At 66.8% G+C, this 25,013-nt stretch carries 24 protein-coding genes and 1 pseudogene; 14 read left to right on the plus strand and 11 right to left on the minus strand.

What is annotated here, in order from left to right:
- Positions 1-65: 65 nt before the first annotated feature.
- Positions 66-1,316 (plus strand): pyridoxal-phosphate-dependent aminotransferase family protein, encoded by a 1,251-nt coding sequence (locus ACQY4Y_RS14575; RefSeq protein ID WP_428491327.1) that lies wholly within the window; start codon positions 66-68, stop codon positions 1,314-1,316.
- A 63-nt stretch (positions 1,317-1,379) separates the two neighbouring features.
- Here the strand turns inward: ACQY4Y_RS14575 and ACQY4Y_RS14580 are convergent, their stop codons facing one another.
- Positions 1,380-1,589 carry a hypothetical protein gene (locus ACQY4Y_RS14580; RefSeq protein WP_428491328.1) on the minus strand — a complete coding sequence of 70 codons (210 nt, stop codon included), beginning with the start codon at positions 1,587-1,589 and terminating at the stop codon, positions 1,380-1,382.
- A 116-nt stretch (positions 1,590-1,705) separates the two neighbouring features.
- On the opposite strand from ACQY4Y_RS14580, the gene ACQY4Y_RS14585 reads away from it, so the two are divergent.
- Complete coding sequence (locus ACQY4Y_RS14585; RefSeq protein WP_428491329.1) at positions 1,706-2,566, plus strand: N-acetylmuramoyl-L-alanine amidase family protein; 861 nt, start codon at positions 1,706-1,708, stop codon at positions 2,564-2,566.
- Between the two features lie 3 nt (positions 2,567-2,569).
- Here ACQY4Y_RS14585 and pdxY read toward each other — a convergent pair whose 3' ends face one another.
- Positions 2,570-3,430 (minus strand): pyridoxal kinase PdxY, encoded by an 861-nt coding sequence (gene pdxY / locus ACQY4Y_RS14590; protein WP_428491330.1) that lies wholly within the window; start codon positions 3,428-3,430, stop codon positions 2,570-2,572.
- A gap of 533 nt (positions 3,431-3,963) precedes the next feature.
- On the opposite strand from pdxY, the gene ACQY4Y_RS14595 reads away from it, so the two are divergent.
- The 7 genes from ACQY4Y_RS14595 (at position 3,964) to ACQY4Y_RS14625 (ending at position 12,160) form a co-directional block, all read left to right on the plus strand.
- Positions 3,964-5,037 (plus strand): NADH:flavin oxidoreductase/NADH oxidase, encoded by a 1,074-nt coding sequence (locus ACQY4Y_RS14595; protein ID WP_428491331.1) that lies wholly within the window; start codon positions 3,964-3,966, stop codon positions 5,035-5,037.
- A gap of 264 nt (positions 5,038-5,301) precedes the next feature.
- A complete protein-coding gene (locus tag ACQY4Y_RS14600; RefSeq protein WP_428491332.1) occupies positions 5,302-5,847 on the plus strand; it encodes a hypothetical protein in 546 nt (181 codons plus the stop codon).
- A gap of 201 nt (positions 5,848-6,048) precedes the next feature.
- Positions 6,049-7,023 (plus strand): S1C family serine protease, encoded by a 975-nt coding sequence (locus ACQY4Y_RS14605; protein WP_428491333.1) that lies wholly within the window; start codon positions 6,049-6,051, stop codon positions 7,021-7,023.
- 6 nt (positions 7,024-7,029) lie between these two features.
- Complete coding sequence (locus tag ACQY4Y_RS14610) at positions 7,030-7,755, plus strand: MBL fold metallo-hydrolase (protein WP_428491334.1); 726 nt, start codon at positions 7,030-7,032, stop codon at positions 7,753-7,755.
- Between the two features lie 47 nt (positions 7,756-7,802).
- Complete coding sequence (locus ACQY4Y_RS14615) at positions 7,803-9,005, plus strand: DNA methyltransferase (RefSeq protein ID WP_428491335.1); 1,203 nt, start codon at positions 7,803-7,805, stop codon at positions 9,003-9,005.
- A 672-nt stretch (positions 9,006-9,677) separates the two neighbouring features.
- Complete coding sequence (locus ACQY4Y_RS14620) at positions 9,678-11,018, plus strand: glycosyltransferase (protein ID WP_428491336.1); 1,341 nt, start codon at positions 9,678-9,680, stop codon at positions 11,016-11,018.
- Positions 11,012-12,160, plus strand: a complete 1,149-nt coding sequence (locus tag ACQY4Y_RS14625) for a GNAT family N-acetyltransferase (protein WP_428491337.1) — start codon at positions 11,012-11,014, stop codon at positions 12,158-12,160. The genes ACQY4Y_RS14620 and ACQY4Y_RS14625 overlap by 7 nt, the downstream gene beginning before the upstream one ends.
- Here the strand turns inward: ACQY4Y_RS14625 and ACQY4Y_RS14630 are convergent.
- From ACQY4Y_RS14630 to pncA, 5 genes are all read right to left on the minus strand, one after another.
- Positions 12,134-13,204 (minus strand): GNAT family N-acetyltransferase, encoded by a 1,071-nt coding sequence (locus ACQY4Y_RS14630; RefSeq protein ID WP_428491338.1) that lies wholly within the window; start codon positions 13,202-13,204, stop codon positions 12,134-12,136. The genes ACQY4Y_RS14625 and ACQY4Y_RS14630 overlap by 27 nt on opposite strands.
- Positions 13,182-13,859 carry a YdcF family protein gene (locus ACQY4Y_RS14635; RefSeq protein WP_428491339.1) on the minus strand — a complete coding sequence of 226 codons (678 nt, stop codon included), beginning with the start codon at positions 13,857-13,859 and terminating at the stop codon, positions 13,182-13,184. The genes ACQY4Y_RS14630 and ACQY4Y_RS14635 overlap by 23 nt, the downstream gene beginning before the upstream one ends.
- Before the next feature lie 64 nt (positions 13,860-13,923).
- Entirely contained in the window at positions 13,924-14,856 is a 933-nt protein-coding gene (locus ACQY4Y_RS14640; protein WP_428491340.1) for an NAD-dependent epimerase/dehydratase family protein, read from the minus strand.
- A 226-nt stretch (positions 14,857-15,082) separates the two neighbouring features.
- Positions 15,083-15,601, minus strand: a complete 519-nt coding sequence (locus tag ACQY4Y_RS14645) for a DUF2147 domain-containing protein (RefSeq protein WP_428491341.1) — start codon at positions 15,599-15,601, stop codon at positions 15,083-15,085.
- Positions 15,602-15,647: 46 nt separating this feature from the next.
- Positions 15,648-16,298 carry a bifunctional nicotinamidase/pyrazinamidase gene (gene pncA, locus ACQY4Y_RS14650; protein ID WP_428491342.1) on the minus strand — a complete coding sequence of 217 codons (651 nt, stop codon included), beginning with the start codon at positions 16,296-16,298 and terminating at the stop codon, positions 15,648-15,650.
- Between the two features lie 118 nt (positions 16,299-16,416).
- Here pncA and ACQY4Y_RS14655 point away from each other — a divergent pair, with 118 nt between their 5' ends.
- Positions 16,417-18,003: an ABC transporter substrate-binding protein gene (locus ACQY4Y_RS14655; protein WP_428491343.1), complete on the plus strand. Its 1,587-nt coding sequence runs from the start codon at positions 16,417-16,419 to the stop codon at positions 18,001-18,003.
- 20 nt (positions 18,004-18,023) lie between these two features.
- Here ACQY4Y_RS14655 and ACQY4Y_RS14660 read toward each other — a convergent pair whose 3' ends face one another.
- Genes ACQY4Y_RS14660 through ACQY4Y_RS14675 form a run of 4 tightly spaced genes read right to left on the minus strand, consistent with a single transcriptional unit; the run spans position 18,024 to position 21,754 of the window.
- The gene (locus ACQY4Y_RS14660) at positions 18,024-19,418 is read right to left on the minus strand and encodes an acyclic terpene utilization AtuA family protein (protein WP_428491344.1); all 1,395 of its coding nucleotides are present in this window, start codon (positions 19,416-19,418) and stop codon (positions 18,024-18,026) included.
- A complete protein-coding gene (locus ACQY4Y_RS14665) occupies positions 19,415-19,717 on the minus strand; it encodes a DUF4387 domain-containing protein (RefSeq protein ID WP_428491345.1) in 303 nt (100 codons plus the stop codon). The genes ACQY4Y_RS14660 and ACQY4Y_RS14665 overlap by 4 nt, the downstream gene beginning before the upstream one ends.
- Positions 19,714-20,931: an amidohydrolase family protein gene (locus ACQY4Y_RS14670; protein WP_428491346.1), complete on the minus strand. Its 1,218-nt coding sequence runs from the start codon at positions 20,929-20,931 to the stop codon at positions 19,714-19,716. The genes ACQY4Y_RS14665 and ACQY4Y_RS14670 overlap by 4 nt, the downstream gene beginning before the upstream one ends.
- Before the next feature lie 46 nt (positions 20,932-20,977).
- Positions 20,978-21,754: a glucose 1-dehydrogenase gene (locus tag ACQY4Y_RS14675; RefSeq protein WP_428491347.1), complete on the minus strand. Its 777-nt coding sequence runs from the start codon at positions 21,752-21,754 to the stop codon at positions 20,978-20,980.
- A gap of 258 nt (positions 21,755-22,012) precedes the next feature.
- Between ACQY4Y_RS14675 and rplU the strand changes: the two are divergent.
- From rplU to proB, 4 genes and pseudogenes are all read left to right on the plus strand, one after another.
- Positions 22,013-22,321 (plus strand): annotated as a pseudogene (gene rplU, locus ACQY4Y_RS14680) (50S ribosomal protein L21); the annotation flags it as partial.
- Between the two features lie 177 nt (positions 22,322-22,498).
- Positions 22,499-22,768: a 50S ribosomal protein L27 gene (rpmA, locus tag ACQY4Y_RS14685; protein ID WP_428491348.1), complete on the plus strand. Its 270-nt coding sequence runs from the start codon at positions 22,499-22,501 to the stop codon at positions 22,766-22,768.
- Positions 22,769-22,855: 87 nt separating this feature from the next.
- A complete protein-coding gene (obgE, locus tag ACQY4Y_RS14690) occupies positions 22,856-23,875 on the plus strand; it encodes a GTPase ObgE (protein WP_428491349.1) in 1,020 nt (339 codons plus the stop codon).
- Between the two features lie 14 nt (positions 23,876-23,889).
- A complete protein-coding gene (gene proB / locus ACQY4Y_RS14695) occupies positions 23,890-25,005 on the plus strand; it encodes a glutamate 5-kinase (RefSeq protein WP_428493645.1) in 1,116 nt (371 codons plus the stop codon).
- Positions 25,006-25,013 lie beyond the last annotated feature (8 nt).

The raw sequence follows: 25,013 nt of genomic DNA on the forward strand, positions 1-25,013 counted from the left end.
CGGGGGCAGGTTCGCGAGGATGGTCTATAAGCCTGCTGGTCAGGACCTTGGTAGGATCGTCGCACATGTCCAAGCCTTCGATGTCATCCCCCTCGGGGTCAAAGTCTTCCGGGTCCGCGTCTTCGGGGTCGGCGTCTGGAGCCTCGCGGGCGCGCGGGCGGCATTTCTTTGCCAATCCCGGCCCGACCAACATCCCCGACAGCGTGCTGCGAGCGATGGACCGCAACAGCATCGACTTCAACGATCCGGAATTCGTCGAGGTTTATGACGCCGCGTTCTCCGGCGTGAAGCGGGTGCTGCAAACTCAGCAGCATCTGTTCATGTACAACGCCTCGGGGCATGGCGCATGGGAAGCCAGCCTGACCAACCTGCTGTCGCCGGGGGATGTGATCCTGGTGCTGGAGTCGGGCTACTTCTCGGAGGAGTGGGCCGCCATGGCGCGCGGCCATGGGCTGGAGGTGCGGTTGGTGGCGGCCGACTGGCGCCGCGGTGTGGACATCGCCGAGGTAGGCCGCGCGTTGGCGGCGGACGGCGCGCGGGCGATCAAGGCGGTGTGCGTGGTACACAACGAGACTGCGACCGGGATGATGCTGCCGTTGCCGGCGATCCGAGCGGCGATCGACGCGGCGGGGCATCCGGCGTTGCTGCTGGTGGATACGATCTCTTCATTGGGGTCGCTGGAGTTCCGGATGGACGCGTGGGGGGTGGATTGCGTAGTCGGCGGCAGCCAGAAGGGGCTGATGCTGCCGACCGGCATGAGCTTCACCGGGGTATCCGACAAGGCTCTGGCCGCGCATCGGCAGGCCAAGCTGCATCGTTTCTATTTCGACTGGACGATGATGGCGAACCGGGCGCAGAAGAGCTTCATCGGCACCATTCCGGTGAACATTTTCTATGGTCTGCAGGAATCGATCCGTCTGCTGGATGACGAGGGCCTGGACAACGTCGTGGATCGTCATGCCAGGCTGGCGGAGGCGACCCGGCGGGCGGTTCAGGTGTGGGCCGGCAATGACGGGCCGAGGCTGTTCTGTCTGTCTCCGGAACGGTATTCCAACTCGGTGACCGCGGTGCTGATGCCGGAGGGGTTCAACCCCGACGCGCTGCGCAAGACGGTTCGGGAGCGGTTCAATGTTTCTTTGGGCGGGGGTCTGGGCAAGCTGGGCGGCAAGATTTTCCGCATCGGGCATCTTGGCGATCTGAACGAGCCGATGCTGCTGGGAGCGTTGGCGGCGGTGGAAATGGGGATGCGGATCGAGGGCGTGCCGCATGCGCGCGGTGGGGTCGAGGCGGCGATGGCGTTCCTGGCGGAGGGGTAGCGGGTCGGGGCCGATCCTGGTTCACCGATCGGCCCTAGATCGACCCCTGGGGTTCGCTTGATTTCAGTAGTAGCGCCAGCGGCGGTGGCGGCGGTCCCATGAGCGGTGGCGGTAGCGGTGGTGGTTCCAGTAGTAGTAGACCGGCTGGATCGACGTGGCCTGCGACAGGGTGGTTCGCCCGATCAGACCGGTGGCCGGGGCGGCGGAGGCGATGCTGGCGGTGGCGAGGAGCAGGCCGAGGATCGCCAGGGTACCCAGGGTGATGTTTCGCATGTCATGGCTCCACTCGATGTCGGTTCGAGCGATGTATTCACGCTGGCGGTGATTCGTCCAGACGTCGGAGGGCCGGCGCCGGTTCGGTCTGGCATCGCGGTGATCGATTTGGAGACATGGCGCGGGTGATGATGGCCGGATGTTCGAAGCGATACCGGACATTTGTCCAGGCCCTCGCGGTGGGTGTGGTTTCGCTCTGGGCAGCGAACGCGGCCGGTGCTCGCACGCTGGCGGATCATCATGTGACGCATCCACATCATGGTCCGCCGGGGCGCGGGCGGCCGCTGGTGGTCGTGGACCCTGGCCATGGCGGCAAAGACCCTGGCTGTATCGGGCTGCGTGGCACGCGGGAGAAGGATGTCGTGCTTGCCACCGGCCTGGCGGTTCGCCATCGGATCGAGGCTGGACACCGCTATCGTGTGGCCATGACGCGGACCGGGGACGAGTTCATAGCGCTGCGTCAACGCGTTGTGTTCGCGCAGCAGCATCATGCGGCGCTGTTCATCTCGTTGCACGCGAACCACGCACGTAACCACTTGGTGCATGGCGCCAGTATCTACCGTTTTGCCTATCGCGCATCGGACCTGAGCAGCGCGCGACTGGCTGAGCGGGAGAATGGCGCCGGACTGCTTCCGGGGCCGAGATTTGGCCGCATGCCGCCCGCTGTCGCCGACATTCTGTCCAGTCTGATGCGGCGGGAGACGTGGCTGCATTCCTCGGTGCTGCAGGCCAGCATGGTGCGGTACCTGGCGAGCCGGACAACGCTGCTGCCCGATCCGGATCGGCACGCGCATTTCGCGGTGCTGCGGGCGCCGGACATCCCGAGCGTGCTGATTGAACTGGGTTTTCTGTCCAATCCGGGGGATGAGCGTCAGTTGCGGCGGGCCGCGCATCGGGCTGGGCTGGCGCGCGCGATCGTCGATGCGATCGACGCCTATTTCCGGACTGTTCGCGGCCAGCGGGCGGTGCGCGGGTGATCGTCAGCAGGCGGTCGCCTTGAAGCTCTTGGTCGGTGTGACGAATTCCTGCTGCGCGGCGACGGTCAGGATCTCGGGTGATGCGGCCTGCGCGGTTTGTCGCAGCACGCCGTGGATCGATGACCCGGCGGCCTGCAATGCCGCCACCGCACTGTTGGTGCGCAGGTAGTGGAACAGAAACAGGGCGGCGATCGCATCGCCGGCGCCGTTGATGTTGAGTTGCAGGCGGGGGGTGCGCAGCAGGTGGAAGCCGTCCTCGGCGGCGGTCATCATGTCGATGCAATCGGGCGGCGTGGTGTCGGTTTCCAGGCTGGTCAGCAGCACGCAGGCCGGGCCGCCGGGGCGCAGCATGGAGCGGAGCCGCAGCATTGCCTGCCTGGCTCCGGCCAGGGTGGAACAATCGAGCCCGGTCAGGCGTTCGATCTCGAATCGGTTGGGGGTGGCGATATCGGCGGCCGGCAGGGCTTGGAGGCGCAGGAAATCTTCGATCCCGGGGCGGACGTAGACGCCGGTATCGGTGTCGCCGATCACCGGGTCGCAGCAGTATAGCGCGGCTGGGTTGGCGTGGCGCACCGAGGCGATGGCGTGCAGGATGGCGTCGCCGATGTCGGCCTGTCCGACGTAGCCGGTTAATACGGCGTTGCAACGTGGCAGCACGCCTCTTGCGGCGATGCCGTCCACCAGATCGCGCACCGATTGACCGGAATAGGCGGTGCCTTGCCAGTCGCCGTAGCCGGTGTGGTTGGAGAACTGCACTGTGTTGATGGCCCACACTTCGGCGCCGAGGCGCTGCAGCGGGAACATCGCGCTGGTGTTGCCGACGTGGCCGTAGGAGACCCAGGATTGGATGGAGAGGATGTTCATGGCGGTGGTGGCTTTGTTCTGACGGTGACTGTCTGGCTGTGGCTTGGGCCGCTTCGTCGGCTGTGTCGAGAACTGGCCCCGACGGGGTGTCGGTTGGTTGGCGCGGCGCCGATGGGTGCTGGTACGGTCGGTCGATAGCTTGCCGTTTTGGGATTCGTTAAGCTATGGCACGGAGATGGCTACGCGGGGCACGGAGCGCCCCGGCGTTTCATGGTGGCGGTGCATGGCGCACCGGGTGTTGGCGCGTGGCGCAGTGGGTGTTGGCGCGTGGCGCGTTGCCGAACGAGTCGCGGGCTTGGCGGTCGAGGTGCATCGGGTCGGTGGTCGGCGGAGTGCCCGGTTTCGAACCCGGTCGGTGCTGATTGGGTGGGCACCTTGGGTGGGCTCTGGGCGCAGAGTCTGGTGGGCTTGCGAGACAGTCGGCGGAGGTGCCGTTTCATGCTTGGTGCGGCAGGCTATATACGGCGCTGGCGCATCCGCGCCCGAGATCCGGATATTGCCGGGTCGGTTGCACACCAAGGATATCATGCCGCATGTCAACGCCGTTGCTGTTCCAGCCGGTCCGCTTCCGCTCGGTTACCGCGCGCAATCGGATCGTGGTCTCGCCGATGTGCCAATACAGTGCGAATGACGGGCTGGGCAACGACTGGCACGTTCAGCACCTGGGGGCCCGCGCCGCCGGGGGTGCCGGGATCGTGTTCACCGAGGCGACGCATGTGTCGGCGGTTGGCCGGATCACGCCGCACTGTCTTGGCTTGTACAATGCCGAGCACCAGGCGCTGTTGGGGCGGCTCGCGGGTGTGATTACGCAGGGCGGATCGGTGCCGGGGATCCAGATTGCCCATGCCGGGCGGAAGGCGTCGTCGCAGGTGCCTTGGCAGGGCGGCAAGCCGATTCCGCTTAGCGAAGGCGGCTGGGTGCCGCTGGCTCCGAGCGCCTTGCCTTCGGTGCCGGGGGCGACAGATCCGCGCGCGCTTTCCGGCGGCGAGATCGGCGACATTATCGGCCAGTTTGCCGCTACCGCGGCGATGGCGCGGGAGGCCGGCTTCAAGATCCTGGAGATCCACGGCGCGCACGGCTATCTGGGCCATTCGTTTCTGTCGCCGGTGTCGAACCGGCGCAACGACGCCTATGGCGGCGACGCGGATGGGCGATCGCGCTTCCTGCTGGAGGTGGTGGAGGCGGTGCGTGGCGAGTGGCCGTCGGAGTTGCCATTGTGGGTGCGGCTGTCTTGCTCTGACTGGGTGGCGGGCGGCCTGACGATCGAGGATACCGTGGCGCTGGCGCGCAGGCTGGCCGCCACCGGGCAGGTGGATTTGATCGATTGCTCGTCTGGTGGGGTGTCGCACGAGCAGACGATTCCGTCGCATCCGGGCTATCAGGTGCCGTTCGCCGAGGCGATTCGCCATCGGGCGGGGATCGCCACAGGGGCGGTCGGGTTGATCACCGAACCCACACATGCGGCCGAGATCGTCGCCAATGGCAGGGCGGATGTCGTGCTGCTGGCTCGGGCGATTCTGGCCGACCCGGGGTGGGCGTGGCGGGCGGCCCGGGCGCTGGGCGTGCCGGCGGACGTTCCCAGCCAATATCTCCGCGCCGGGTTGTAGCGCCTGATCGGCGCCGGCGGATGGCGTCCGCGTTGCCGATCGCGCCGTGGTGCGCATTGCCGGTCGCGCCGGGCGCGCTTTGCGGTCGCGGCGGCGGGCGTTGCCGGTCGTGGTGGGCGGGCGTTGCCGGTCGTAACGGGGCGCGCTTTGCGGTCGCGCCGGCACCGGCGTTTGGGTGCGCATTGCCGATTGCGGCGGCGCCCGGCACAATGACGTGTCCCCATCCGGGATCTACCGGAGTCGGTCCGGCTGGCGGAGTTTTGGATGTCTTCTGGTTTACGTTTGGGCGCCCTGGTTTGCGTCGGGTTGCTGATGCTGCCGCTGCTGGGGTGTGTTCCCCCTGCCAACACGTTTGCTCCGGTGTGCCCGACGCCTCGGCTGATACCGGCGTTGGCGGATGTGACGCGCTACGGCGGTCCTGGGCCGGCGCATGACGTGACCGACCTGATCCTGCAGGCGCGGGTGATCGCGGTGAACGGAAGCTGCCAGGCCGGCGATGAGAAGAATACGCTGGCGGCGAAGGTGAAGGTTTCGATCTCGATCCAGCGCGGCCCGGCGATGAAGGGGCGGCAGGCCGACGTGCCGTTGTTCCTGGCGGTGACCGAGGGCGAGACGGTGCGTGACAAGAAGGTGTATCCGCTGCATCTTAGGTTTCCGCCAAACGTTGACCGCCTGACCATCACCAGCCCTGACATCGATCTGGACTTGCCGGTTTCGGCCAATAAAACGGGTGCGTCGTACAGTGTCATCGCCGGATTCCAGCTTTCCGCGGCGGAATTGGCGGCGAACCGCCAGGCTGGCGGGGGTTGATCGGGCGCGATTCGCGGCTGGCGGGCTTGCCGGCGGGGCCGGAGTCCGGCTTGTCGGCAGGGTCGGAGTCAGGATTACCGGCGGGGGCTTTGCCAGCTTAGCCGGCGGCGGCATTGTCGGCGGGGTCGAAAGGTCCGATATAGGAGGGGCATGACCGATACCTCACCGAAAGGCCGTCCCAACCAGGGAAGACGTCGAGGCATGAAGAAAGACGACTGGGAGATCCCGTCCAATCTGCAGCCCGATCCAGGCGATTACTCGTTCGACCTCGAACGGGCGATGAAGGCTGTGGTCAGCCTGAAGACCTATGTTCCGGCCGACGCCTTCACCGCCGGAACGCTGGGTACCGAGCGGGCGGGCAGCGGAGTGGTTATTTCGGGCACCGGGCTGATCGCGACCATCGGCTACCTGATCACCGAGGCGGAGACGCTGTGGATCACATCGAACGATGGCCAGGCGGTCCCTGGTCATGCGCTGGCGTACGACCAGGAGAGCGGGTTCGGGCTGGTGCAGGCGCTGGGCAAGCTGGATGTGCCGCATCTGGAGCTTGGCGATTCGGATCGGCTGAAGGTCGGCGATCAGGCGGTGTTGTCGGCCGGCGGCGGGCGTCATCACTCGATCGAGACGCGGATCGTCGGGCGGCAGGAATTTGCTGGGTATTGGGAATACGTGCTGGATGATGCGCTATTCACCGCGCCGGCGCATCCGTTCTGGGGCGGCTGTGGGCTGATCGGTGGTGATGGCAAGCTGATGGGCATCGGGTCGCTGATCTTGCAGCAAGGTGACGGCAAGGGTCGTCGGCTGGACATGAACATGGTGGTGCCGATCGGATTGCTGGCGCCGATCATGGAGGATCTGCTGAGTTATGGCCGGGTTAACCGCCCGGCTCGGCCTTGGCTGGGGCTTTATGCCACCGAGTCGGACGAAACCCTGGTGGTGGGCGGCCTGTCGGACAATGGTCCGGCGGAACAGGCCGGGGTGCGAGCGGGCGACCGGATCCTGACCGTGAACGACGAGGAAATCCCTGATCTGGCGGGGCTGTGGCGGCGCGTGTGGTCATCGGGCAGCGCCGGGGCGGAGGTGCGGCTGCGGCTGGAGCGCGATGGGTCGCCGAAGCGGGTGTCGGTTCGGTCGGCGGATCGGGCGAGTTTCCTGAAATCGCCCAAGTTGCACTGATATGATATGACTGGCGGCGATAGGGCTGGCGGCGATAGGGCTGGCGGCGATAGGGCTGGCGGCGAAACCAAGCTGCGCGGTGCGATCGTGCCGGTGACGCCGTTTCAGCAGAACTGCTCGATCCTGTGGGACGAGGCGAGCAAGGTCGGCATGGTGGTGGATCCGGGCGGCGATGTGGAGCGGATCCTGGCGGCGGTGGAGCAAACCGGGGCGGCGATCGAGAAAATCGTGCTGACCCATGGTCATCTGGACCATGCGGGCGGGGCGGCGGGTCTCCGCGATGCGTTACAGACGCGGTTTGGGCAGGAGCGGTTGGGGCGGCCGGTGCCGATCGAGGGTCCGGACCTGCGTGACCGGTTCCTGCTGGATGGGATCGCAGAGCAGGCGGCGGCGTTTGGTTTCGAGGCGCGGAATGTGACTCCGGATCGCTGGATGGCGGAGGGCGACGTGCTGGCGCTGGGGCCGCATCGTTTCGATGTGCTGCATTGCCCAGGGCACACGCCGGGGTCACTGGTGTTCGTCAACGCGGCGGCGCGGTTCGCTCTGGTGGGCGATGTGCTGTTTCAGGGTTCGGTCGGACGGACGGACTTCGAGTACGGCGACCACGCCGCGCTGATCGCGGCGATCAAGACCAAGTTGTTGCCGCTGGGCGATGATCTGTCGTTCGTGTGCGGCCATGGTCCGGGGTCGACCATCGGGGCGGAGAAGGCGGCCAATCCATTCCTGCGCTGATCGCGGCCCGGGGCTTCGGTTCGCCGCTGCCGGGGAAGAGTTGGGGTTTGGACTTCGTCGAGGGGCTGCGCCGGTTCAGCTTCGATGGCGTGCCGACGGGCGCGTTCGAGCAGGCCGGGCTGCGCTATTTCGTCAATGCGTTCTGGACCGCTGGACAGCGGCGCGGGCACAGTCTGCACGAGATCAGCTACCGCGCCTGCTTCAAGGGCCAGCTTCCGGGGTTTTTCATCGAGCGGCTGACCGAACCGGGCGATCGGGTGTTCGATCCGTTTTCCGGTCGCGGCACCACGGCGGTGCAGGCGGCGTTGCTGGGCCGGGCGCCGGTGGCCAATGACGTCAATCCGTTGAGTGCGATGTTGTGCGCACCTCGACTGGATCCTCCATCGGTTGCCGAGGTGCGGACGCGGCTGGCGGGGATCGACCTTTCCGGGGCGGGGGGCGATCCGGCGGAGGCGGATTTACTGGCGTTCTATCATCCCGACACGTTGCGCCAGATCCGCGCTTTGCGCGGTTATCTGCTGAACGGGGGGCTGCTGAGCGGGGGGCTGCTGGAGCCGGGGGTGCCGGATGCGGTGGACCAGTGGATCCGGATGGTGGCGATCAACCGGCTGACTGGGCACTCGAACGGGTTCTTCTCGGTCTATACGATGCCGCCGAACCAGGCGGTCTCGGCGGCGTCGCAGCGCAGGATCAACGCGGCGCGTGGGCGGGTTCCGCCGCCCCGTGACGTGCGGGCGATCATCCTGAAGAAGACGGTGAGTTTGCTGGCCGATGGTGCGCCGCCGCTGCATCCGCCGGCGCTGCTGCTGACCGGGGCGGCCGAACAAACGCCTGGGCTGGCTGATGCGTCGGTGGACCTGATCGTGACGTCTCCGCCGTTTCTCGATGTGGTGGATTACGCGGGTGACAACTGGCTGCGCTGCTGGTTTGCCGGGATCGATGCGGGGCGGGTGCGGATCGACCGGCATCGCGACGTGCTGGCGTGGCAGGGTTTCGTGCGGCGGGGTTTCGCGGAGTTTGCCCGGGTGGTGCGGCCGGGCGGGTTTGTGGCGTTCGAGGTGGGCGAGGTGCGAGGTGGCCGGGTGTTGCTGGAACGGCACGTTGTCGCGGCGATCGAGGGGCTGCCGTTCGATGTCCTGGGGGTGATGGTCAATCAGCAGAGTTTTACCAAGACGGCGAATTGCTGGGGGGTGGGGAACAATCGCGGGGGCACGAACACCAATCGGATCGTGATGGCGGTTCGGCGGTAGCGGCGGACGCCGGTGTTTGCCGCTGCGAAACGGCGCAAGCCATGTTCACCATGGGATCGCCGCACTGGCCGATTTCTTGCCCGGCGGGTTTTTGCGCTGTGGTGGCGGCGCATTTGCGAGGTACCTCATGGCGCCCGGGCAGAATGAACACGACAAATGGCATGCTTCCGCGTTCGTTTTCTGACGAGCGTCCGCCATGGCTTGGATTAGTTCACCTTTCGTCCCAAAAAGGACTACGGTTGCTCGCCGCGAGGTTATGCGGCCATGTTACGGTAGAATGTTCACGGAGCCGCGAGGGAAGAGACGACCCAGAATGTCTTGGAGAGAGGTATGAGTAAAACCATAGTCGAAGACATTGTGGAGGCAGTCTGACATCGATTTGGCAGAGCAGGCAATTTCTAACGTTTAAGGCCGAAAAGACGGCGGATCGTCGCGCGTTATGCGCTTGGGTTTTGTTCCGCGTTCCCAAAAGGTAATCAACCAAAGTAAGCGCTTGATCGGCTAATCGACGCCGCCTTGGCATTCAATTGCCCATTGTTGCCGGCCCCGGCGCGGGGGTGGCTGCGATGGGATTTTTCAACGGGCGCAACATGCGGCGGATTTGTAAGCATTGCGTCAGCGAAAGAGTTTGCGGTATCGGTCGGGTGCCGACAAGCTGAGGAAAATCTTGCCGTGGATGGAGCGACGGGACTGATGGGCGAGGCCAGGGGGGCACCGCTGGTCGCGCATGTGTTTCCGAGCTTTGCCGTGGGCGGCGCGCAAGTGCGGTTTGCCGCCATCGCCAATCATTTCGGGCCGGCGTTTCGTCACCTCGTGGTGGCGCTGGACGGGGATCTGGCGTGCCGGGAGCGGTTGCGGCCCGATCTGGATCTGACATTTCCCGCGGTCGCGGCGGCCAGGGGCGCGATGATTGCGAATGCATGGCGCTATCGGGGTCTGTTGCGGGCTTGGCGGCCGGATGTGCTGGTGACCTGCAACTGGGGTGCGATCGAGTTCGCGCTGGCCAATGTCTTGCCGGTGACCCGGCATCTGCATGTGGTCGATGGCTTTGGGCCGGAGGAACGCGAGGCGCAGATCGCACGGCGGGTGCTGACGCGGCGGTTGGTATTGCGGCGGACGCCGGTGGTGCTGCCCTCGCGTCGGCTGGTGAGGATTGCCGCGGACGTATGGAAGTTGCCGCGGAGCGTGGTGCGTTACGTGCCGAACGGGATCGACCTGGCGCGGTTCGCTACCGGCGGTGGCCAGCGTTTTCCGGGGCGTATTCCGGGGCGTTTCCCGGGGCGTTTTCCGGGGGGTGGCACGGGGGTCAGTTCGGGGGGGCCGGTTATCGGTACCGTGGCGGCGTTGCGGAGGGAGAAGAACATCGGGCGGCTGTTGCGCGCGTTCGCGATGCTGTCCTCGGGGCGGCTGGTGGTAGTCGGCGATGGGCCGGAGCGCGGTGCGCTGGAGGCGCTGTCGGCCGCTCTGGGGGTGTCGGAGCGGGTGCGTTTCGCGGGTCATCATCAGGACACGCCGGGGTTTTATGCTCAGTTCGACATTTTCGCTCTGTCGTCGGACACCGAACAGATGCCGCTGTCGGTGATCGAGGCAATGGCCAGCGGGTTGCCGGTGGTTTCGACCGATGTCGGCGATATTGGGCAGATGCTGACGTCGGAGAATCTGCCTTACGTGACGCGGTTGGACGATGCGGCGCTGGCGGCGGCGCTGGGGGGGTTGATGGCGGACCCCGATCTGTGCCTGCGGATTGGGGTGGCGAACCTGGCGAAGGCGCGGCGGGATTTCGATCAGTCGGCGATGTTCGCGGCTTACGCGGCGTTGTGGCGCGGGGAGGCGGACGCCTCGGCGGAGGCCGGGCGCGACGTGTCGGCGGGGGTCGCGCAGGAGGCATTGGCGGGGGTCGCGCAGGACGCCGTGGCGGGAGTCGGGCGGCAGGCGCTGGTGGGGGCCGGGCGGGATGCGGCGGTAAGGGCCGGGCAGGACGCGGTGGCGGGGTCGCGGCCGGCGCCGTGGTGATCGCGGTTCGGGTCGGCGGGGTCGCGGATTTCACCGAACTGGGCAGGTGCTGGCGGGAACTGGAACGGCGCGCCGAGCTGTCGTTTTTCCAGAGTTGGACCTGGGTGGGGTGCCTGGCGGCGGAGCGGTTTGACGACCCGGTGCTGGTGGCGGCGACCGAGGCGGGGCGCACCGTTGCATTGGCTTTGTTCAACCGGGTGCGGCGCTGGCCGGGTCCGGCGGTGCTGTTCCTGGGGGCAAGCGGGTCGGCGGACCGCGACAGCCCCTGGGTGGAGCACAACGGCGTGCTGGCCGAGGCAGGGCGGGCGGAGGAGCTGACCGAGCGGTGCCTGGGTGCGGTGACGTCTCGGTACGAGGTGGTTTTGCCGGGGGTGGGCAGCACGCAACAGGCGACGCTGCGGCGGGTGGCGGGGTTGGTTCGGGTGCAGCGGTCGCAGGCGTCGCGTTTCGTCGATTTGGCCGGTCTGCGCGAGGCGGGGAAGGACTATCTGGAGGAGCGCAGCGCGAATACTCGCCAGCAGATCCGCCGATCCGACCGGATCTACCAGCGCGAGGGACCGATCGTGGTGCAACGGGCAGACTCGGTGGCGGCAGCCTGGGCGATGCTGGATGAGATGGCGGTGCTGCATCAAGCGGCATGGCGGTCGCGTGGTGAGCCGGGTTGCTTTGCCGCGCCGTTCTTTCGGCGGTTTCATCGGCAGTTGATCGCAACCGCGGTGCCGCGTGGCGAGGCGGCTTTGCTGAGAGTGATATGCGGTGGGTCGGTGATCGGGATTCTGTACAATTTCGTCCATCGCGGGCGGATGCTGGCGTACCAGAGCGGGTTCGCCTATCGGGCGGCGAATGCGGCGGCCAAGCCGGGGCTGACCTGCCATCATCAGGCAATCCGAACGGCGAGCGAGCAGGGGCTGGCGGTCTATGACTTTCTCGCGGGGGAGGATCGCTACAAGGTCAGCCTCGCGGATGAAACGCAGCAGCAGATCTGGCTGGTTGGGGGTCCGGTGTGGTCGCCTGGCTTATTGCTCCGGGTCGGGCTGCAGCGGTTTCGGTCGGTGCGGTTGGCTTCGATATTGTCGGGTTCAGGCGGTGCTCGCTGGCGTAGTCTACGGCCCGGTTCAAGCGGTGGCGGTTCGGCGGCGTAGGGCGTCGCGGAGGCGTCCGGCGGCGTGGCGCAGCAGGTGGGCGGCGCCGGCGGCGGATCGGGGATTGATCAGCAGCAATCCGATGCGCCGGCGGCGCTGAGTGGCCCAGCCTTGCTTGTAGGCATCGTCGCCGCGGCCGAAATCGATGTGCTCCGCGTGGTCGTGATCGAGCAGGTGGCGCAACATCAGCGCGGTCAGCACGGTGCCGGGCGAGTGCGCCTTGAACGCCTCGTCATGGGCCAGTTTCAGCACGATGGCATGGCCGTCCTTCAGCACCCAGATCTGCACCGCGACCGGGTCCGCGCCGATCGACCAGAGGCCGAAGCGCAGTGTGCGCTGGGTCGCCATCGCCCGCATCAGGGCGACGTTGAAGCTGGGGAAGGGTTCGGGCTGCTTCCAACTGCGGCGGTAGACCGATTCGAATGCCCCGGCCGCGATGTCAAGCTGATCGGGCTCGGTGAGCAGGTCGAACCGGGCGTCGGGCAGTTTCTCGGCGCGGCGCAGCCGGCGGCGGATGGTCTCGCGCAGCGCGCCGGGGCGGCGGTGCAGGTAGGTTGACCAATCGAGGCCCTTCACCTCCTCTTGCCAGTTTCCGAAATGTTCGAAGTGCAGGACGCGCAGGCCGGCTTGGCGGGCGCCGGCCCGCAGATCTTCCAGGGCGCTGCATTCGACGGGCAGGGCGTCGAGGCGGACCATGCCATGGCCGCGGCAGAATCTGGCGAAGGCGGTCATGGCGGCGAGCCGGGCGGGCGGGTCGAGACCGGCGGCGAGCAGGGGAGTGTAGTCGCAGCTATAGGGCGTGGTCAGACTGGTCAGCCGGTTGGCGGTGCGGAGCAGCGGCAGTAGCGCGACGACGCGGCCGGCCGAGCGGATCTGCACGAAGGCGGGTGTCGCGCCGGCCGGCATCGCGTGGGCGAGAACGACCTGCCACCACGACCGGCTGGCGAAGATGCCGGGGGCGTCGTCGAGCAGTGCCAGCGCCTCGGGCGGCAGGTGTTCCAGGGTGGTGACGACCTGGAGGTCAGCGCAGCTTGTAAAAGGCATATCCGATCCATTCGTGCAGCGCGTAATAGCCGGTCTGCCAGGCACTGGCGCGGGGAATGAAATCGCCGAGCTCGAGCGTGGGCGGGTCATCCAGGTCGGTGGGCGCGGCGGTGACCGTCAGGCCGGCTTGCCGGAAGGCGAGAACGGCGCGGCGCATATGCCACGAATGGGTGACCAGATAGATCGAGTCGATGCCGTCGGCGCGCAGGATGTCGGCACTGAAGCGGGCGTTTTGCCAAGTGTCGGCGGATTTTGGCTCGACCCAGCGGACTGGGGTCTGAAAATCGTCCTGCAGGCTTTGCGCCATGACCGCGGCCAGGGACGGGTCGTCAGGACCTGGGACGCCGCCGCTGACCAGGATCGGCAGGCCGGTGCGCCGGTGCATCATCGCCGCGGTGCGCAGTCGGTCGAGGGTAAGCAGTCCGGGCCGGGCGCCGAGTTTTTCCTGGTGGGTGTGGATTTCGTTGGCACTGAGGACGACGATGGCCTGCGGCGGGTGGTCGGCGGGCGGGGTCGTCGGCAGGTTGGGCTCGAGCGCGCGGAGCATGCTGCCGGATACGATCGGCATGCCGAGCAGGATGAGGGCGATCAATGCGGTCCAGGTAAGGCGGCGGCCGAAGCGACGCCAGCCGGCGCGCATGGTCAGGCCGGCCACGGCCAGGATGACCAAGCCTGTGGGCGGCAGGATCAGGCCGGAGAGGAGTTCCCGCACGTCGCGATCAGGCTGCTGAACCGTTGATCCAGGCCAGCACGTCCGCCAGGCCGGTGCGCAGCGGCACGCGGTCCGCCAGGCGCAGGATGCTGTTGGCCAAGGTGGGCAGGCCGACCGAGTGGCGGATTTCACCGGCGCGGGGCGGGGCGGTCTCGACATCGAGTGGGTGGCCGGTCAGGTCGGCGACCAGGCGGGCGAGGGCTTCGACCGAGGTAGCGGTGCCGGTGCAGACGTTAAACACCGGGGCGTCGGCCGGGCGCAGGGCCATGGCGGCGAGCAGCGCTCGGACCACGTCGGCGACATGGATGAAATCGCGGGTTTGCTGGCCGTCGCCGAAGATTTTCACCGACCTGGCGGCGGCGATGCGCTGGCAGAATATCGAAATCACGCCGGAATAGGGCGATTTCGGGTCCTGGCGCGGTCCGTAGACGTTAAAGAAGCGCAGGCCGGCGGTGGGTACGCTGTGGACGTGGCTGGCGACCCTGGCGTGCAATTCGCAGCCGTATTTGTCGGCGCCATAGGCCGATAAGGGCCGGCAGGGGTCGGTTTCGGCGATGGGGACGCGGGCGGCGTCGCCGTAAACCGCGGCGGAGGAGGCGTAGACCACGGGTATCGTGCTGTCCTGGCGGCGGATCACGTCGAATACAGTGATGGTGCCGGTCAGGTTGGCGTGGTGGGTGCCGAGCCAGTCGGTGACGCCTTTTTCGACCGAGGCGATGGCGGCGAGGTGGAAGCAGCCGTCAACGCCCTGGATGGCTTGGGCGACCGCCGCCGGGTCGGCGACGTCGCCCTGGATCAGGGTGGCGGCGGGTGGCAGGTTGGATCGGAGGCCGGTCGAGAGGTCGTCCAGCACGCGGACGGCGTCGCCCTTGGCGACCAGCGCGTCGCACAGGTGGGAGCCGATGAAGCCGGCGCCGCCGGTGACGAGGTATGTGCTCAACGGCGGGGTGCCTGGTGATGCGGGACGCGGGCTGAGCGGATCGCGTCGGGCGATGGCCGGTTCGGATCGCTATTGGCGATGTGGCATGGAGCGATGCGGGCGGCGGTGGAAACCGTGGTGGGTTGGGTCAAAGTGGTGCTTCCCGGCGACAATCGTTGCACTGCCAGTGTGCCACGTTGTCGGGGCGAGATGAAGCGCGGAATGGCCGGCGGGGTCGGTGATCGGCCTATCGTTGGAGGGTTTGGCCGTGCGGCGAGGGTCGGCGCGCCACGGCCACGGCGGCGGGCGGCCCGATCCGGCAGTCCGCCGGCGTTGTTCCGGGGTATCGGGTCCAGGTCTGGGTGCGGCCCAGCAGGGGGACGCCAAAAAAACCGCGCAAGGCGAGGTTGCCGTTTGGGTCGAGGTGAAGTTCGGCACCCCAGACGTGGCCGTTGCGCGGATCGGTGATGTGGCCTTTCCACAGGTTGGGGCGAATGCGCCTGGCGTCGGTGATCAGCGGCAGGTGGCATTGCGAAATGCCGCGATAATCCACCGGCATCGGGTCGGTCGGGCGGTCCAGGAACAGGCCGACGAAGCGGCCGCAGAGGTTGGTGCCACAGAACGAAATGGCGATCACGGCGCCGCGCCCTGGGGTGAGCCACAATCCGGTGGGTGCGGGTGTGGCTTGTCTCGCGGCCTGGGATGGCTGGAGCGGCAGCAGCAGGAGGATCAGGCCGAGAAGGCGGCAGGCGAGGCGGCGAGTCATGTCCGGTCGATGGTGGTTTGTCCGCGCCGGTCTGGCGGGGTGGTTCCTATATAGGATGCAACTCGCGGCTTTCGATGAAGTCGGCGCCCAAGGCGGTCAGTCTGTCGCGGGCGTCATCCAGCGTGGTGCGGCCTGATGCGGTGGGCAGGCCGATGCCGCGGCAGGCGTCCTGGATGATGGTGACCGAGAAGCCGAGGCGGACGGCATCCTCGGTTGACCAGGCGACGCAGAAGTCGGTGGCGAGGCCGCACAGGAACAGCCGGGTGAAGCCGCGCTGACGCAGCCAGGCCTCCAGGCCGGTGGGGGTCTGGCGGTCGTTCTCGAAGAACGCCGAATAGCTGTCGAGGGCGCGGCGGAAGCCCTTGCGGACGATCACCTCGATGCGGGTCTGCTGGATCGCCGGGTGGATGGCGGCGGTCGGGGTGCCGGCGATGGCGTGATCGGGCCAGAGGATCTGGTCGCCGTACGGCAGCTTGATGGTGTCGTAGGGGCGGTGGCCGGGGTGGGCGCTGGCGAAGGAGGCGTGGTCGGCGGGGTGCCAGTCCTGTGTGGCGAAGGCGTGATCGAAACGGCCGAGCAGACGGTTCACGATCGGCACGATCGAATCGCCGTCGGTGACCGCGAGTTCGCCGCCGGGCATGAAGGTGGGCTGGACATCGACCAGGCCCAGGATGTCGGTTTGGGGATCGAATTGCATGCGCAGTCTCTTTTGTTTGGCGCGGTCTCTCTTGTTTGGCGCGGTGCCGCCGGGCTAACTTCGTGCGGTTGAGCTGGACCGACAATAACGACCGAGGCGAACCGTGGGGAAAAATCGTATGTCGCGCTTACCGCTATCCGGGATGGCGCTGCTGGCCGCTTTGACGGCGTCCGCTGTCGCGGTACCGACGGCCAAGGCCGCGGTGTTGCGCTGGGCGAATGACGGCGATGTCAACGCGATGGACCCGGCGACCCGGCAGGAGACGGTGCAGCTGAGTTTCCTGGCCAACATCTATGAGCCCCTGGTGCGGCGCAACGCCAAGCTGGGGCTGGAGCCGGCGCTGGCGACGTCGTGGGAAAAGATGTCTCCAACGGTGTGGCGATTTCATCTGCGCCCTGGGGTGAAGTGGCAGGACGGGTCGCCGTTCACCGCCGACGACGTGGTGTTCACGCTGAAGCGGATCCTGTCGCCGGATTCGTCGATGCGCGCGCCGATGTCGCCGGTGAAGGAGGCGCGCAAGGTCGATGACCTGACGGTGGATTTCGAGACCTATGTTCCTGACCCGATCTTCCTGCAAGAACAGACCAACATGCTAATCATGTCGAAGGCGTGGTGCGAGGCGCACAATTCGGCGGAACCGGTAACGATCGGCAAGGACGATAACTACGCTCTGCACCATGCGATGGGCACCGGGCCGTTCAAGCTGGTGTCGCGGGAGCCGGACCGGAAGACGGTGGTGGAGAAGAACCCGCTGTGGTGGGACAAGCCGCAGGGTAATCTGGATCGGGTGGAGTTCGACGTGATCGCCTCGGCCCCGACCAGGGTGGCGGCGTTGCTGTCGGGCGAGGTGGACATGATCTACTCGGTGCCGCCGCAGGACATTGCGCGGATCAAGCAGGCCTCGGGATTGAAGGTCCTGGAAACGCCGGAGCTGCGGACGATCTATCTGGGCTTCAACGAGGACCGGGCGGAACTGGCGACGTCGAACGTGAAGGGCAAGAACCCGTTCAAGGACCGCCGGGTGCGGGAAGCGGTGGCGCTGTCGATCAACGAGCCGGCGATCGTCAGTCGGGTTATGCTGGGGCTGGGGCATCCGACGTGGGAGATGTGGGGACCTGGGGTCAACGGCTATGACGCGGCGCTGGATGTGCGGCCGAAGGTCGATCCGGCGAAGGCCAAGCAATTGATGGCGGAGGCGGGCTATCCGAATGGCTTTCGGGTGGCGCTGGACTGTCCGAACGACCGCTATGTGATGGACGAGCAGATCTGCACCGCGATCGTTTCTATGATGGCTCGTATTGGCATCAAGGTTGATTTGAACGCGCAGACGAAGGCGAAGTATTTCAACAAGATACTGTCGCCGAATTACAATACCGACTTCTATTTGCTGGGGTGGACGCCGGCGACGTATGACGCTGAAAACGTGTTGTATACGCTGTTGGGGACGCGCAACGGCAAACGGGGTGAGGTCAACGTCGGCGGTTATTCAAATCCGGCGCTGGATGAGCTTACCGAGAAGATCGGCGTCGAAACCGACGAGGCGAAGCGGAATGCGATGATTCACCAGTCGATCCTGATCCTGCAGAAGGATTTGCCGACGGTTCCGTTGCACCAGCAGGTGATCGTGTGGGCGATGAAAGACAACGTCGATGTGGCGCAGCCGGCCGATGATTTCTTTCCCTATCGGCTGGTGCGGGTGAAGTGAGGGTCGGCGGTGCCGCGCTGTCAGGTTGTTTCTGTGTCGATTGGAAATAGTGCGTCGGCGTCATCGACCTGAAGCAGATGATAGACGCTGAAGCGGTAGGCGGGTCCGAGCGAGACCTCGGGCGGGGTGAATGGGAACGCCAGGTTGCCGGCGGTGGACAGGCGGCCGGGGTAGCCGAAATGCAGCAGATATTGCTTGCATGTGCGCACCACTTCGGCGGCGCGCTGCGGGGTGGCGGCGATGCATTCGGCCATGATGAAGACCTCGTTGGGGGGCGGTTCGTTGTCAGGCACCACCATGCGGACACCGTCGATGCCGTAGACCCGGAAGCGCAATGTGTAGTCGGGCGGGTGGGATTCCGAGACCAGGGATTGGACGAGGTCGGCGACCTTGGGCAGCAGGGTCTTGCATTGAGCGATGAACCTGGGGTCGGCGGACCCGCATAGCAGCACCGCGCGTTCGCCGATCTTGCGGGCGCCTTCGAGCTTGATGGTCGGTTGGGTGGTGTCGCGCCAGGTCGCGCCGCTGACCCGGGTTCGACGGTCGTCGATAGCCTGGTAGTGGGCGTGGGTGAGGTCGAGCGTGCCATCGGGTTCGCGCATGGTGAACGGGTCGGCTTGCTCGTACAGGCTATGGGCGGCGACCGAGGTGGGGGTAGCGCTGCGTTCGGGGTTCATGCTTTCCAGCACGAAGCCGTCGTGGTCGAGTTCGGCGAGGATCGGGTCGCGTCCGCCTGGGACGCAGCACAGCGAACCGCACTCGATGATCTTGGCCATGTGCATGGCGAGGCCGACCGGGAAACCCAGGATTGCCGGCAGCGCGGCGAAGATCGCGGTGTCGCAGGCTCGGCCGGCGACGATGACGTCGGCGCCTGCTTGCAGCGCTCGGCGGAATGGTCCCATGCCCATCTGGCCGACGATTTGGGCGGCCTCAGTGATGTCTTCGGCGGTAAGGTCGGGCATGTCGTCGAAACTGGTGACTTTGCCGGAACGAACGGCGTCTTGCAGCAGGGCGCGGGGGATGTCGGCGCGGATCGAGGCCAGTTGAAAGTGCAGACCTTCGACGTTGGCGATGTCGCGCAGCATAGCCAGCGTAGCGTCGAGGTGGGGCGCGGCGCCGGCGGATCCGGCGCTGCCGATGACCAGCGGAACGTCGAGTTGGCGGGCGGCGAGCAGCACGCGGCGGAGGTCTCGGCGGGTTGCCTCGGGCGCGGTCGCCATCTCACCCTTGCCGAGATAGGTGGGGCCGATGTCGATCGATCCCATGTCGGCCCCGATCAGGTCCGGGCTGAGGTCGATACCTGCCTGGAACGATGCCGCGGGGATGCCGTAGCCGAGTTGGCCGGAGGCCCCGAGCAGGCGGATCGGGCGGGGGTTGTTTCGGAGTTCGGCGATGATGCGGGTGGAGGCGGTCATATCTCGATCCCCAGCAGCGGGGCGTGTTGTTGCGCGCCGTAGACGTCGTAATCACCCGGATCGCCGGCCATGATGGCGCGGGCCATGACGATCTTGATGGCTCTGCCGACCGGGTAGGGGATGATGGCGAGTTGTTCCGGGGACACTCTGTATAGGCGGGCGATGTTTTCGGCGCTGAGCGCGGGGGATTGGGCGACGCTGTGGTAGTCGGCGTCGGTGGCCAGCATGATGTCGAGCGTCAGGCGCCTGGGGCCGGCGTTCTTGCTGCGGATAACCTGGGCGATGTCGGACAGTTTCATGGCCGGTGCAACTCCGCCCTGGGCCGGGTCACGGTCAGGGTGCCGCGCTTGAAGGCGACCAGAGGGGCCTTGACCTCGGCGATCACCTGTTCGGGAGATATGGCGTCGAACACCACGATGTCTGCGGGGTTGCCGATGGCGATGCCGTAGTCTGGCAGGTTCATAATCCGGGCGGAACGGTCGGTCAGCATGGCGAAGCATTCGCGCAGGCGGTGCGGTTCGCCGACCTGGCAGACATTGGCCTGCATGTTGGCGATGCGGACCAGGTTGCCGTCGCCCAGGGGGGTGAACGGGTTGAGAATGTTGTTCGACGAGATCGAGCAGTTGACGCCGTGTTCGACCAGCAGGTTGGCGTCGGCGACGCCTCGGCGCACGCTGTGGTCCTGGTCGCGGCCCATCATGTAGAGGTCGGTGGCGGGCAGCACGCTGACGGCGACGCCGGCATCGGCGATCTCGGCTGCCAGGGTGCGCAGATCGGCCGGCGGCAGGGTGGAATATTTGCAGCCGTGGCCGACCGCGACGCGGCCGCCGAGGCGGTATTTCCGGGTCAGTTCGCAGACCAGGTGGATGTCCATGTCGGCGGGGCTGTTGCCGGAATCCAGATGCATGTCGATGTCGGCGTCGTAATCGCGCGCGAGGTCGAAGATGCGGTGGATGTGGGCGGATTTGTCGGGATCGTAGTTCGGCGCGGCGCCGATGACGCGGGCGCCGCGTCGCAGGGCCTGTACCAGCAGTTGGTCGGAGCTTGGGTTGTTGGTGAGGCCCTCCTGGGGGAACACGCACAGCTCGATGTCGATCGCCCAGGCGTAGTCGCGGCGGAGTTTTTCCAGCGCGTCGAAGCTGCGCATCTCGACGCCGGCGTCGAGTTCTGTGTGGGCGCGCATGCGCTGGGTGCCGTGCTTGATGCAGGCTTCCAGGGTGGTGCTGGCGCGGTGGTAGACGTCCTGTTCGGTGAAGCTTGACTTGACGGCGGCGACGCGGGGCACGGCGTTGGCGTTGCGGCCATCCTCGGGCGGGCAGCGATCGATGATGCGGGATTTGTCGAGGTGGATGTGGGTTTCCACCAGGCCGGCGCAGGCGAGGTTGCCCTCGGCGTGGTATTGCCGGGCGTCGGCGGACAGGTTTGGCTCGATCGCAACGATCTTGCCGTTGGCAGTGCCGAAGTCGACGACTGGGCCGGCGGCCAGGCGGGCGTTGCGGATGATCAGGTCCATGGTTTGTCCTTGCAGGTCGGCGGCGTCGCCGTGTTCGGCGATTGTGTCACTGGGTGAGGCGGGTGATGCGTCCGGCGGTCATGCCGCCGTCGATGACCAGTTCCGATCCGGTGACGTGGCTGGACATGTCGGAGGCGAGGAACAGGATGCCGTCGGCGACCTCGGACGCCTCGCCGGCCTTGCCGAGCGGGACGCTGTTTTCGGCGACGGCGTAGGGGTCGATGGGGCGGTTCTGGCCGACCGGGATCTTGGTCCAGATCGGGGTGGCGATGATCCCGGGGTGCACCGAGTTGACGCGGATGGCGTCGCCGGCCATCGCGCATTCCAGCGCCATCGACTTGGCGAACAGCCGCACCGCGCCCTTGGTTGCGCTGTAGCCGGCGAGGCCGGCCGACCCGCGCAGACCGGCGACCGAGGACAGCATGACGATCGAACCGCCATGGCCGGCTCGGCGCATCGCTGGAATGCAGTATTTGACCGAGAGGAACACGCCATCGACGTTGATCGCCATCTGGCGGCGCCAATCGGTGAGCGACATGTCGATGGCGCTGCCCATGATGCCGATGCCGGCGTTGGCGACCAGGATGTCGAGCCGCCCCAAGCGTTCCGCCGCCGCGATCACGGCGGGCCAGCCGTCTTCCTGGCTGACGTCGTGGTGCAGGTAGGTGGCGTCGAGTTGTTTGGCGAGCGCCTCGCCGGCGGTGTCGTCGATGTCGGTCAGGAACAGTTTCGCGCCTTCGCGCGCCAGCACGTGGGCGGTGGCGGCGCCGATACCGGACGCTGCCCCGGTGACGATTGCGACCTTGCCATCGAGTAGGGCCATGGGGTTTCCTCCGATTGGTTGCGTTGAGGTAAGCGGGCCGGTTCCACGGGGGGCTGTCAAGCCAGGGCTTGACCGATGGGTTGCGGTGGCGTCGCCGCGGTGAGATAGGCAAGTTGCTGACTGGTTTGGTATTTTGGCGGCATTGGCGGTTGACTCCGCGGTGCTTGCGGCTATAACGCGCGGGTCCGGTCGCCGGGGCGGTTAAACGCTTCGGGCGGCTTTTGTTGGCTGGAACGAGTTTCTGGAAAGTTTGGTCCCATGTTCGCTGTCATCCGCACCGGCGGAAAGCAGTATCGCGTTACCCCCAACGCGGTGCTGAAGGTCGAAAAACTGGATGCCGAGGCGGGCGGCACGGTGACGTTCAACGATGTGTTGGCGGTCGGTGTGGACGGTAACCTGACGCTTGGGTCACCGGTGGTTGCCGATGCGTCGGTGACGGCGACGGTGATCGCGCAGGACCGGCTGGACAAGGTGATCATCTTCAAGAAGCGGCGTCGGCAAAACAGCCGTCGCCGCAACGGTCACCGCCAGCACGTGACGGTGCTGCGGATCGGCGGCATCAGCGCCAACGGCCAGACTTTTGGCGCGGCTGCGGGGGCGGAATCAGGCGCGACCGAGCCGGGGGAACGCTTGGCGGAGGCCGCGCCGGGGGAAGCGCGGGCGGAGGCGGTTGCACCGGTGGCTTCGCATGGCGCCGAACCAAGCGGCGAAGCGTCAGCGCATGAGACCAAGGAGTAGTCTGTCATGGCACACAAGAAGGCGGGCGGGTCCTCGCGCAACGGGCGTGATACCGAGGGAAGGCGGCTCGGCATCAAGAAGTTCGGCGGCGAGAAGGTGATCGCTGGCAACATCCTGGTGCGTCAACGCGGCACCAAGTGGTATCCTGGCAGCAATGTCGGGCTGGGCCGCGATCACACGATCTTCGCGCTGGTCGATGGGCGGGTGAAGTTTACCCGCAAATCCGAGGGCAAGGTGCATATTTCGGTGGAGCCGGTGCCGCTCGCGGCCGAGTAGCGCTAACTCCGCTGGTTGTCGTTTGCGGGGGCCGGCGCCATGCCGGCCCCTGTGGTGTTTTTGGCGTGGTGTTTTTGGTGGCATGTGATGAAGTTCCTCGACCAGGCCAAGATCTACCTGCGCTCCGGTGATGGCGGCGACGGCGTGGTGGCGTTCCGGCGCGAGCGATTCATCGAGTTCGGTGGGCCGGACGGCGGCAATGGCGGCAAGGGCGGCGATATCGTGTTTGTCGCCGAGCACAATCTGAACACTCTGATCGACTTCCGCTATTCGCAACATTTCCGGGCGCGCAAGGGCGGCAACGGGGCTGGTTCGGATCGCACCGGCGCGGGCGCGGACGGCGTGGTGGTTACGGTGCCGGTGGGGACGCAGATTTTCGCCGACGACCAGGAGACGCTGCTGGCGGACATGGACCGAGCGGGCAAACGGATCACGCTGCTGCGCGGCGGCGATGGCGGCTTCGGCAATGCGCACTACAAGAGTTCGACCAATCGGGCGCCGCGCAAGGCGACGAAGGGGTGGCCAGGCGCGGAACTCTGGGTGTGGCTGCGGCTGAAGCTGATCGCCGATGCCGGGCTGGTGGGGCTGCCGAACGCCGGGAAATCCACCTTGCTGTCGGTGGTGTCGGCGGCGCGTCCGAAGATCGCCGATTATCCGTTCACCACGCTGCATCCCCAGTTGGGGGTGATACGGCTGTCGGCGGCGGAGGAGTTCGTGCTGGCGGATATTCCGGGGCTGATCGAGGGGGCGCATGAGGGCGCCGGTCTGGGCGACCGTTTCCTGGGTCATGTCGAGCGCTGCGCGGTGCTGTTGCACCTGATCGATGGCGCCGCCGGGGACGTGGTGCGGGCGTGGCGCACGGTGCGCGGCGAGATGGCGGCCTATGGCGGGGGGCTGGCGGCAAAGCCGGAGATCATCGGGCTGAACAAGAGCGACGCGATGTCGGCGCGCGAGGCGTCGTCACGGATGGCCGCGTTGCGCAGGGCGTCGGGGCGGCCGGTGTATCTGGTCTCGGGTGCTACCGGGCAGGGGGTGGCGGAGGTGCTGCGGGCGCTGCAGGGGGCGATCGGCACGGCGCGGGATGATCGCGCGGAACGGGCGGCGTGATCGTGGGTGAGGCGATGATTCCCAGCCTCGGTGCGGCGCAACGCGTCGTGGTGAAGATCGGCAGTGCGCTGGTGGTGGACCAGAAGCACGCCGCGCCGCGCACTGCGTGGCTGGACAGTGTCGCCGCCGACATTCAGGCGCTGCGCGACCGCGGCGCCGAAGTGATCGTGGTGTCCTCGGGCGCGATTGCGTTGGCTCGGCGCAGCCTGGGGCTGATGCAGAAGCGGCTACGGCTGGAGGAGCAGCAGGCGGCGGCGGCGGTTGGGCAGATCCGCCTGGCGCAGGCCTGGAGCCAAGCGCTTTCGGCGCGTGGGTTGACGGCGGCGCAGTTGCTGCTGACGTTGGATGATACCGAGGATCGGCGGCGCTATCTGAACGCCAGGGAGACGCTGAAAACGCTGTTATCGCTGCGCTGCGTGCCGGTGATCAATGAGAACGACACCGTGGCGACGGCGGAGATCCGGTTTGGCGACAATGACCGGTTGGCGGCGCGGGTGGCGGAGATGGTGCATGCCGATCAACTGATCCTGCTGTCGGACATCGATGGGCTGTATAGCGCGGACCCTCGGCGGGACCGTGGCGCGGTGCATATTCCGGTGGTGGAGGCGCTGACGGCGGAGATCGAGGCGATGGGCGGGGAGCCACCGCCGGGTTACTCCTCGGGGGGGATGCGGACCAAGCTGGTTGCGGCGCGGATTGCGAGCCATGCCGGGTGCGCGATGGCGATCGCTCTGGGCGATGTCGAGCGGCCGCTGCAGGCGCTGGAGCGCGGCGGGCGCTGCACCTGGTTCCTGCCGGTGCCGGAGGGGCGCACCGCGCGCAAGCGCTGGATAGCGGGATCGCTTTCGGCGCTGGGAACGCTGACGGTCGATGCCGGTGCCGCGCGGGCCTTGGCCAATGGCCGATCGTTGCTGCCGGCGGGGGTGCACGGGGTCGAGGGGGTGTTCGAGCGAGGTGATCCGGTGACGATTGCCGGGCCGGACGGGGTTGCGCTGGGGCGGGGACTTTCGGCCTATGCCAGTTCGGATGCCGAACGCATCGCCGGGCATCGGTCCGATCAGATCGAGGCGATACTGGGCTGGCGCGGCCGCGACGAGATGGTACATCGTGACGACCTGGTGCTAGGGTAGCAAGCGTG

The sequence above is a fragment of the Rhodopila sp. genome (assembly GCF_965277165.1).
Classification (GTDB): Bacteria; Pseudomonadota; Alphaproteobacteria; order Acetobacterales; family Acetobacteraceae; genus Rhodopila.

Bases quoted from the DNA above. Each gene is read 5' to 3' on its own strand.
- ACQY4Y_RS14585 (WP_428491329.1), top strand. From the start codon at position 1,706: ATGGCGCGGGTGATGATGGCCGGATGTTCGAAGCGATACCGGACATTT.
- obgE (WP_428491349.1), top strand. From the start codon at position 22,856: ATGAAGTTCCTCGACCAGGCCAAGATCTACCTGCGCTCCGGTGATGGC.
- ACQY4Y_RS14630 (WP_428491338.1), bottom strand. From the start codon at position 13,204: ATGCCTTTTACAAGCTGCGCTGACCTCCAGGTCGTCACCACCCTGGAA.
- ACQY4Y_RS14670 (WP_428491346.1), bottom strand. From the start codon at position 20,931: ATGGACCTGATCATCCGCAACGCCCGCCTGGCCGCCGGCCCAGTCGTC.
- ACQY4Y_RS14665 (WP_428491345.1), bottom strand. From the start codon at position 19,717: ATGAAACTGTCCGACATCGCCCAGGTTATCCGCAGCAAGAACGCCGGC.
- rpmA (WP_428491348.1), top strand. From the start codon at position 22,499: ATGGCACACAAGAAGGCGGGCGGGTCCTCGCGCAACGGGCGTGATACC.
- ACQY4Y_RS14660 (WP_428491344.1), bottom strand. From the start codon at position 19,418: ATGACCGCCTCCACCCGCATCATCGCCGAACTCCGAAACAACCCCCGC.
- pncA (WP_428491342.1), bottom strand. From the start codon at position 16,298: ATGCAATTCGATCCCCAAACCGACATCCTGGGCCTGGTCGATGTCCAG.
- ACQY4Y_RS14595 (WP_428491331.1), top strand. From the start codon at position 3,964: ATGTCAACGCCGTTGCTGTTCCAGCCGGTCCGCTTCCGCTCGGTTACC.
- ACQY4Y_RS14610 (WP_428491334.1), top strand. From the start codon at position 7,030: ATGACTGGCGGCGATAGGGCTGGCGGCGATAGGGCTGGCGGCGATAGG.
- proB (WP_428493645.1), top strand. From the start codon at position 23,890: ATGATTCCCAGCCTCGGTGCGGCGCAACGCGTCGTGGTGAAGATCGGC.
- ACQY4Y_RS14675 (WP_428491347.1), bottom strand. From the start codon at position 21,754: ATGGCCCTACTCGATGGCAAGGTCGCAATCGTCACCGGGGCAGCGTCC.
- ACQY4Y_RS14605 (WP_428491333.1), top strand. From the start codon at position 6,049: ATGAAGAAAGACGACTGGGAGATCCCGTCCAATCTGCAGCCCGATCCA.
- ACQY4Y_RS14655 (WP_428491343.1), top strand. From the start codon at position 16,417: ATGTCGCGCTTACCGCTATCCGGGATGGCGCTGCTGGCCGCTTTGACG.
- ACQY4Y_RS14645 (WP_428491341.1), bottom strand. From the start codon at position 15,601: ATGACTCGCCGCCTCGCCTGCCGCCTTCTCGGCCTGATCCTCCTGCTG.
- ACQY4Y_RS14575 (WP_428491327.1), top strand. From the start codon at position 66: ATGTCCAAGCCTTCGATGTCATCCCCCTCGGGGTCAAAGTCTTCCGGG.
- ACQY4Y_RS14600 (WP_428491332.1), top strand. From the start codon at position 5,302: ATGTCTTCTGGTTTACGTTTGGGCGCCCTGGTTTGCGTCGGGTTGCTG.
- pdxY (WP_428491330.1), bottom strand. From the start codon at position 3,430: ATGAACATCCTCTCCATCCAATCCTGGGTCTCCTACGGCCACGTCGGC.
- ACQY4Y_RS14580 (WP_428491328.1), bottom strand. From the start codon at position 1,589: ATGCGAAACATCACCCTGGGTACCCTGGCGATCCTCGGCCTGCTCCTC.